Genomic DNA, 6,715 nt, shown 5'->3' with positions numbered 1-6,715 from the left:
CGCCCATGGCCTAAAGACCATGCTACAGGGGTACATTTCCCCGCTGTAGTCGGCGGCTTTAGCCCCGAGCGAAGGATGCCAATAACCCATGGAACGCCCATGGCCTAAAGACCATGCTACAGGGGTACATTTCCCCGCTGTAGTCGGCGGCTTTAGCCCCGAGCGAAGGATACCAATAACCCATGGAACGCTTATGGCCTAAAGACCATGCTACAGGGGCACATTCCGCCGCTGTAGTCGGGTGCTTTAGCCCCGAGTTTCAACCCCCACGCCGCGAGCATTGGTACTACTTATTTGTGCGTTTGTGTTTTTTATTACCGGTAATGTTAAAACTTTTAAATAGTAAAATAATACCTGTGAGAGTAAACATAAGAGCGGAAATCGAAAAGGTGATTAATAATGGGTTATTAAAATCTTCTCGTTCATCATAATCCATAATATGTAACATCCAGAAGAAATCAAAAATACGCCATAAATCACTTCTAATTGTGGTCAGCTTTCCACTTGTTGGTGATACATAAAGGGTCGTATTCCAAGTATCGTCAAACCTTAATTGCCAAACTTGCCCTTTATTTCGTGAAGCTTCCATAGGAGCTTTATCTAGTAACTTTCGTTCAACTAAATTACCATCGCCAAGATAATGTTGATTTGCTATTAAAGCGGCTTCATCTGCATTGATTCTGCCTTTTATGTCGCCCGTAATAGCATGAAACAATTGAGCACCTGAGGTTGTTTGAAAAGCATAATAAGGCTCACCTAAAAATTCGGTTAAGGAAATACTGTGAATAGGCTCTGACACTTTAAGGCGAAGTGTGTCTAGGGAAAAAGCATATTGTGAGTTATCAATTTCATAGTTGAGATTTTTGATAGCTAGATGATCTCCGTGTACCTTTTCTAAAGGTATTACGCTCATCACCACACCACCTAAAATCCACAATAAAATCTGTACGGCAAGGAATAATCCTGCCCATTTATGTAGAAACCGTGAAACACGAAAAAGCTTTTTAATCATAGTTTTAGGTTAAATTGATGATCTATCATTAGATTTACGCATGGATAAAGTTGGCTGTCAATTCTGCAGGTTTCTGTAGTCGGTGGCTTTAGCCCCGAGGATTGTTCTCATTCCATGGCCTAAAGACCATGCTACAGGGTGCTTGGCCTGTAGTCGGTGGCTTTAGCCCCGAGCGAGGGATATCAATAACCCAAGGAACGGTTATGGCCTAAAGACCATGCTACAAGGTGCTTGGCCTGTAGTCGGTGGCTTTAGCCCCGAGCAAGGGATATCAATAACCCGAGGAACGCTTATGGCCTAAAGACCATGCTACAGGGTGCTTGGCCTGTAGTCGGCGGCTTTAGCCCCGAGCGAAGGATGCCAATAACCCAAGGAACGCTTATGGCCTAAAGACCATGCTACAGGGCGTTAGTTATTGTAACTGGCGCTCATCGGCTTTTTGATGGCGGACATCGTTGATGATGAACAGCAATTCTGCGGCGGCTTGTGCATCGGAAAGGGCTCTGTGATGGCGGGCCATATCTATGCCAAAATGTCGGGTCAAGTTAGCCAATGAATAGGAAGGCAATCCTGGTACAGCTTTGCGCATCTCTCTTACTGTACATAACTTAGGCATGCGAAAGTTTTGTTCGAGACGTTCAAATTCCGCGCGGATAAACCCATAATCAAAATTGACATTGTGGGCAACAAATACACAATCAGACAGGTAATTGCGAAGGCTCTCTGCTATTTCCACAAATAAGGGCGCATCACTGACCATTTCATCATCAATGCCGGTTAATTGTGTGATTTTATGAGGAATATGGCGTTGTGGGTTGATTAAGGTTTGCCAAGTGTCAATCACTTTGCCGTTGATAACTTTGGCAATGCCTATTTCGGTTATGCGATGCTGGTTTGCACGACCGCCAGTGGTTTCAATATCGACGACCGCATAGGGCTGTTGGGGATCTAAAAACCATTCAACTTGGGTGACTGCTACTTGAAACCCTGATTTTCTCAACTGTTTTATGGTTAACAATTGGTTTTTCCGTAATTGATCTCCCGGAGCCTTTATTTCCTCAAACCGCAGCCCGTTATCGTCTACCACCATGATATCCGGATAGCCGTCTGCATAGTTTTTAAAATCTTTTGCCATCATTCTCAAATGCGCTTTAAAACCGTCAATGTCGACATGATCAAAAAATACGGCTAAAACTTCGAGCAAGGATTTGTGCCATCGAAAGATACCGTTAGGGCGACCGTATTTTTCGAGCATAACCTTGGAAACTTGTTTAAAGGTGATTTGCGCACTGGTCATGCGATATAGTCGTGTCTCAATATCTTGTTCGTAAAGGTGATAAAAAGTATTTTGATTAATCGCCTGAGGTTTGTAATCGAATTCCGTGACTAGTGCATTGCTATCCATTTCAAAAAGTTCATGCCAAAACACTAAACCAAACAATGCTCGCCACAGCCTATTTTCAGTGCGAAAAGCCTGTTTGTTTTGCTTTTGGTAGTGTAGCTTCACCCCTTGCTCCACCGAGTCCATATACATCTCATCAATAAACACTTTAGTCCGTTGTTCCCTTAGCATATCGGTAAGACTACTGGTGCGTTTTTGTTGATATTTACGAGCCAAAAAATCTTCGGCAAAGGTGAGTAACGCTTCTGACTCCGGCTCTTCAATAATCTTCTCTAAACGGCTTTTTACCCAATCTTTGTTACCTAGTTTGAATTGCTCGCGAATAACTTTCTCTTGGGCCAACGGCTCTGCAGACTCTGCCAATATCTTGATACCAAGTTGTAAGTCATGGGGAAGAATGGCTTTACCTAATTTTAATAAAAAGCGGTCGCAATATTTGTTGGCAACGGTGCCTTGGGGGACGGGAAAAGAAGCAAAATCTTTGGCAAGTGACACCAGTTGGCTAGGGGTTAGGGAAGCCACTTCTCGGCGCTGGTGAGCATAGAAAAACGCACTTTTCGCTTCATCGATGAAGTCGAATCGTGCATTGTCGGTACTCACTCCGCGTTGAGTCTTCATAATACCGAGGTCGCGCATAGAAAATTTTGATAAGTTGCTGTTGAGATCACCAAAAAATAAGAACAAGAAATAGTTTATATGTTGGTCTTTTCCTCGGCGCAGCACACAGTGGTGTTCAAGCAATGAGGAAAAGTCTTCGAATTGACAAGACTCTTTCACTAATTGTAAATAGTCGGCTTTACTTTGCGAGGATCTGAAACTGACCTCAGCATTGCGTAATATTTGTGCTAATTCCGGCTTAGTCAGGTTATTGCTTAACTCTGCAATGTGGGATTCTTTTACCTGAGTGTAAAACCCTTCTGTTATAAGTGTATCTAAATGCAGTTCGTGATGGTTAATCTCTTCGTAAAACAAAGAATTACGTTTAATAATGGGAGATTTTCTATTGAGTCCACGAACATATAAACATTGGGCATCTTCACAAAGAGTGTGGAATTTATCAATAAAGGCACTATCTTCAATAGAGAGTAAGTGTGCACAAGGACCAGTAATGAATGTTAGAAACTCATGAAAATGGGTTAAATAATATTTGCTCGGGAGTTCTTTCATCAACGCATATAAAAATATCGATTGGACACGCACCCAGTGTATTTTAAAAACTACTGTATATCCAGTCAGTATTGGTTTGTTTTTCAAACTTTTTCAGTATTTTTCCCGTAACCAAAGATAACTTCTAAAATTCAAGGAGCCGCTATGAGTCTCACCGTCGCCAGTAAATTTGAATGTCCCTATTGTATGACGTACAACGATTTAGAAATAGATGAAGCTAACGATATCAATCAACAACAAATCGTCGACTGCCAAATATGTTGCCAACCCATAGAAATACAAATTATTGATAATGGCTTCGGCATTGAAGTTATTGCAAAGCGAGATGATGAATAAAGAGCAGGGGAGATGACAAGTTGGGAGTGGTGATTTGTACGGGATGTCAGAAGAGCATCCTAAAGATGAAAGTGTACAAAGCGTGAGCAGTTAAGTTGACACTTTGTATTATCACTGTGAATCTCTATTCGGTGATAATGTTCTTGTTGAAAGGCTTTTTCTGGTATACTCCGCAAAATTTTGAACCCTTAACTTCTTGGTACAATACATGACTGTTATGCGACAGCCTGTTCAGCGAATGAAAGCTGAAAAAGGGCTATTTTCCTATCCTAAATATTGGGCCGAATGTTTTGGTCCTGCTCCGTTTCTACCTATGTCTAGAAAGGAAATGGATCAGTTAGGCTGGGATAGCTGTGACATAATTATTGTGACCGGGGATGCCTATGTGGATCATCCGAGTTTCGGCATGGCCGTAATAGGCCGTGTTCTCGAGTCTCAAGGCTTTAGGGTTGGGATCATTTCTCAACCAGACTGGACCAGCAAAAAAGACTTCATGCAACTAGGTGAGCCAAACTTATTTTTTGGGGTTACCGCAGGCAATATGGACTCGATGATCAATCGCTATACGGCTGATCGTAAACTACGCCATGACGACGCGTATACCCCAAACAATGAAGGGGGCAAGCGACCAGACAGAGCAGTGACAGTTTATACACAACGCTGTAAAGAAGCTTACAAAAAACCAGTGGTAATTGGCGGAATTGAAGCCAGTTTAAGACGCATCGCCCACTACGACTATTGGTCAGATAAAGTAAAACGTTCCGTATTGTTCGATTCAAAAGCAGACATGTTGATGTTTGGTAATGCTGAACGCCCGTTGTTAGAAATGGCCCATCGATTTGCCGCGGGAGAGACCATTGCTGATATGCAGGATATTCGTGGTACTGCGGTGATCCGTAAAGAGCCGTTACCTGAATGGCAAGGGGTTGATTCTACACATGTTGATGTGATTGGAAAAATTGATCCTATTCCCAGCCCTTATGAGTACATTGAAGATAAATGCGCGGTGGCTGAAGATGAGCAAAATAAAGTTATTGATGACGCACAAAAAGCCAAACCTGTAGTCGTTCAGCCATTTACTTCTAAAACTCAGCGCAGAAAGCCGTGGGAAAAGACATACGTTATGCTCCCCCCGTATGATGTGGTGCGAGCTGAAAAAACTCACTACGCCCATACATCGCGGATTTTACATCAAGAGACCAACCCAGGTTGTGCCCGCGCACTGGCTCAGCGGCATGGCGATCGTATTATTTGGATTAACCCGCCTGCTTTTCCATTAGAAACCGAAGAAATGGATGCGGTATTTGATTTACCCTATGCTCGTGTACCTCATCCTAGTTATGGCAAAGCCAAAATTCCAGCCTACGACATGATTAAAACCTCGGTGAATATTATGCGTGGTTGTTTTGGTGGTTGTACATTTTGTTCCATTACGGAACATGAAGGACGGGTAATTCAAAGTCGATCTGAAGAATCAATAATTCGTGAAATTGAGCAAATTCGCGACAAAGTTCCAGGTTTTACTGGGGTGATCTCCGATTTAGGCGGTCCTACGGCCAATATGTATAAATTGCGTTGCAAAAGCGCCAAAGCGGAACAAACTTGTCGTCGCCTTTCTTGTGTGTGGCCAGATATATGTGGGCATTTAGACACCGACCAAACACCTACTGTTGAGTTATATAAAAAAGCGCGCAAAGTGGAAGGGGTTAAGAAAGTTTTAATTGCCTCTGGTGTGCGTTATGACTTGGCCATTGAAGATCCAAATTACGTCAAGGAGTTAGTGACTCATCATGTGGGAGGCTACTTAAAAATTGCCCCTGAGCATACTGAAAAAGCGCCACTGGACAAGATGATGAAGCCTGGTATGGGAACCTACGAGCGCTTTAAAGAAATGTTCGACAAATACACCAAAGAAGCAGGCAAAATTCAGTATCTCATTCCGTATTTTATCTCTGCCCACCCGGGTACCGAAGATATGGATATGGTGAGTTTAGCTATGTGGTTAAAAGAGCATAATTTTAAGCTAGATCAGGTGCAAAATTTCTATCCTTCGCCCATGGCCAACGCGACAACTATGTATCATACGGGCAAAAACCCCATACATAAGGTCAATCACAAAAGTGAACAAGTTACCGTGCCAAAAGGTGAGATACATCGTCGCCTGCATCGTGCCTTTTTACGTTATCACGATCCAGCCAACTGGCCGGTGATCCGCAAAGCGTTAAAAGAAATGGGTAAAGCTCATTTAATTGGCAGTGGTGCTAAACATCTGGTGCCAGCAGAAAGCAAAGAAGAGTTAAGTGGCAAGGCCCACAATGCCTATGCAAAACGGTCTCGAAATAAGGCTTATGCTAAAGGCAAAGGTAAAGGAAACCCTAAGGCCCAGCAAGGTTTGACACGATTCAGTGATAATCAGCCCCACAACAAAGCGGCAGGCAAATCCAACAAAAAACCTTAATCTCTGTAGCATGGTCCTTAGGCCATGGATTTTTCACGGCAATGAATGGCGCGGGGCTAAAGCATGGTCTTTAGGCCATGGGGGCATCGAGGAGAGAAAACAATCCTCGGGGCTAAAGCACCCGACTACAGGCCATGGATTTTTCACGGCAATGAATGGTGCGGGGCTAAAGCACCCGCCTACAACAGAGTCACCCCATGGATGAATCAATCACCCTGTAGCATGGTCTTTAGGCCATGGATTTTTCACGGCAATGAATGGCGCGGGGCTAAAGCACCCGCCTACAACAGAATCACCCCATGGATGAATCAATCACCCTGTAGCATGGTCTTTAGGCCAT

At 43.4% G+C, this 6,715-nt stretch carries 5 protein-coding genes; 3 read left to right on the top strand and 2 right to left on the bottom strand.

Annotation, left to right across the window (positions count from 1 at the left end; all coding sequences use genetic code 11):
• Positions 1-286 precede the first annotated feature (286 nt).
• On the bottom strand, positions 287-1,012 hold the full coding sequence (locus Q4574_RS21330; RefSeq protein WP_303477693.1) for a hypothetical protein: 726 nt from the start codon (positions 1,010-1,012) through the stop codon (positions 287-289).
• Positions 1,013-1,424: 412 nt separating this feature from the next.
• Complete coding sequence (locus Q4574_RS21325) at positions 1,425-3,581, bottom strand: exonuclease domain-containing protein (RefSeq protein WP_303477691.1); 2,157 nt, start codon at positions 3,579-3,581, stop codon at positions 1,425-1,427.
• Between the two features lie 144 nt (positions 3,582-3,725).
• On the opposite strand from Q4574_RS21325, the gene Q4574_RS21320 reads away from it, so the two are divergent.
• From Q4574_RS21320 to Q4574_RS21310, 3 genes are all read left to right on the top strand, one after another.
• A complete protein-coding gene (locus tag Q4574_RS21320; protein WP_303477688.1) occupies positions 3,726-3,917 on the top strand; it encodes a CPXCG motif-containing cysteine-rich protein in 192 nt (63 codons plus the stop codon).
• Positions 3,918-4,125: 208 nt separating this feature from the next.
• Positions 4,126-6,375 carry a YgiQ family radical SAM protein gene (locus tag Q4574_RS21315; RefSeq protein WP_303477687.1) on the top strand — a complete coding sequence of 750 codons (2,250 nt, stop codon included), beginning with the start codon at positions 4,126-4,128 and terminating at the stop codon, positions 6,373-6,375.
• 63 nt (positions 6,376-6,438) lie between these two features.
• Positions 6,439-6,715, top strand: a 277-nt coding sequence (locus tag Q4574_RS21310; protein ID WP_303477684.1) for a hypothetical protein, incomplete at its 3' end; no start/stop codon positions are given.

This window comes from Aliiglaciecola sp. 3_MG-2023, from assembly GCF_030548205.1.
Classification (GTDB): domain Bacteria; phylum Pseudomonadota; class Gammaproteobacteria; order Enterobacterales; family Alteromonadaceae; genus Aliiglaciecola.
Note: the sequence above shows the minus strand (reverse complement) of the source record. Positions and strands in the feature narration are given on the sequence as shown.

What these genes read in the sequence shown, in the direction of transcription:
- Q4574_RS21330 (WP_303477693.1), bottom strand. Translation starts at nt 1,012, where the DNA reads ATGATTAAAAAGCTTTTTCGTGTTTCACGGTTTCTACATAAATGGGCA.
- Q4574_RS21325 (WP_303477691.1), bottom strand. Translation starts at nt 3,581, where the DNA reads ATGAAAGAACTCCCGAGCAAATATTATTTAACCCATTTTCATGAGTTT.
- Q4574_RS21320 (WP_303477688.1), top strand. Translation starts at nt 3,726, where the DNA reads ATGAGTCTCACCGTCGCCAGTAAATTTGAATGTCCCTATTGTATGACG.
- Q4574_RS21315 (WP_303477687.1), top strand. Translation starts at nt 4,126, where the DNA reads ATGACTGTTATGCGACAGCCTGTTCAGCGAATGAAAGCTGAAAAAGGG.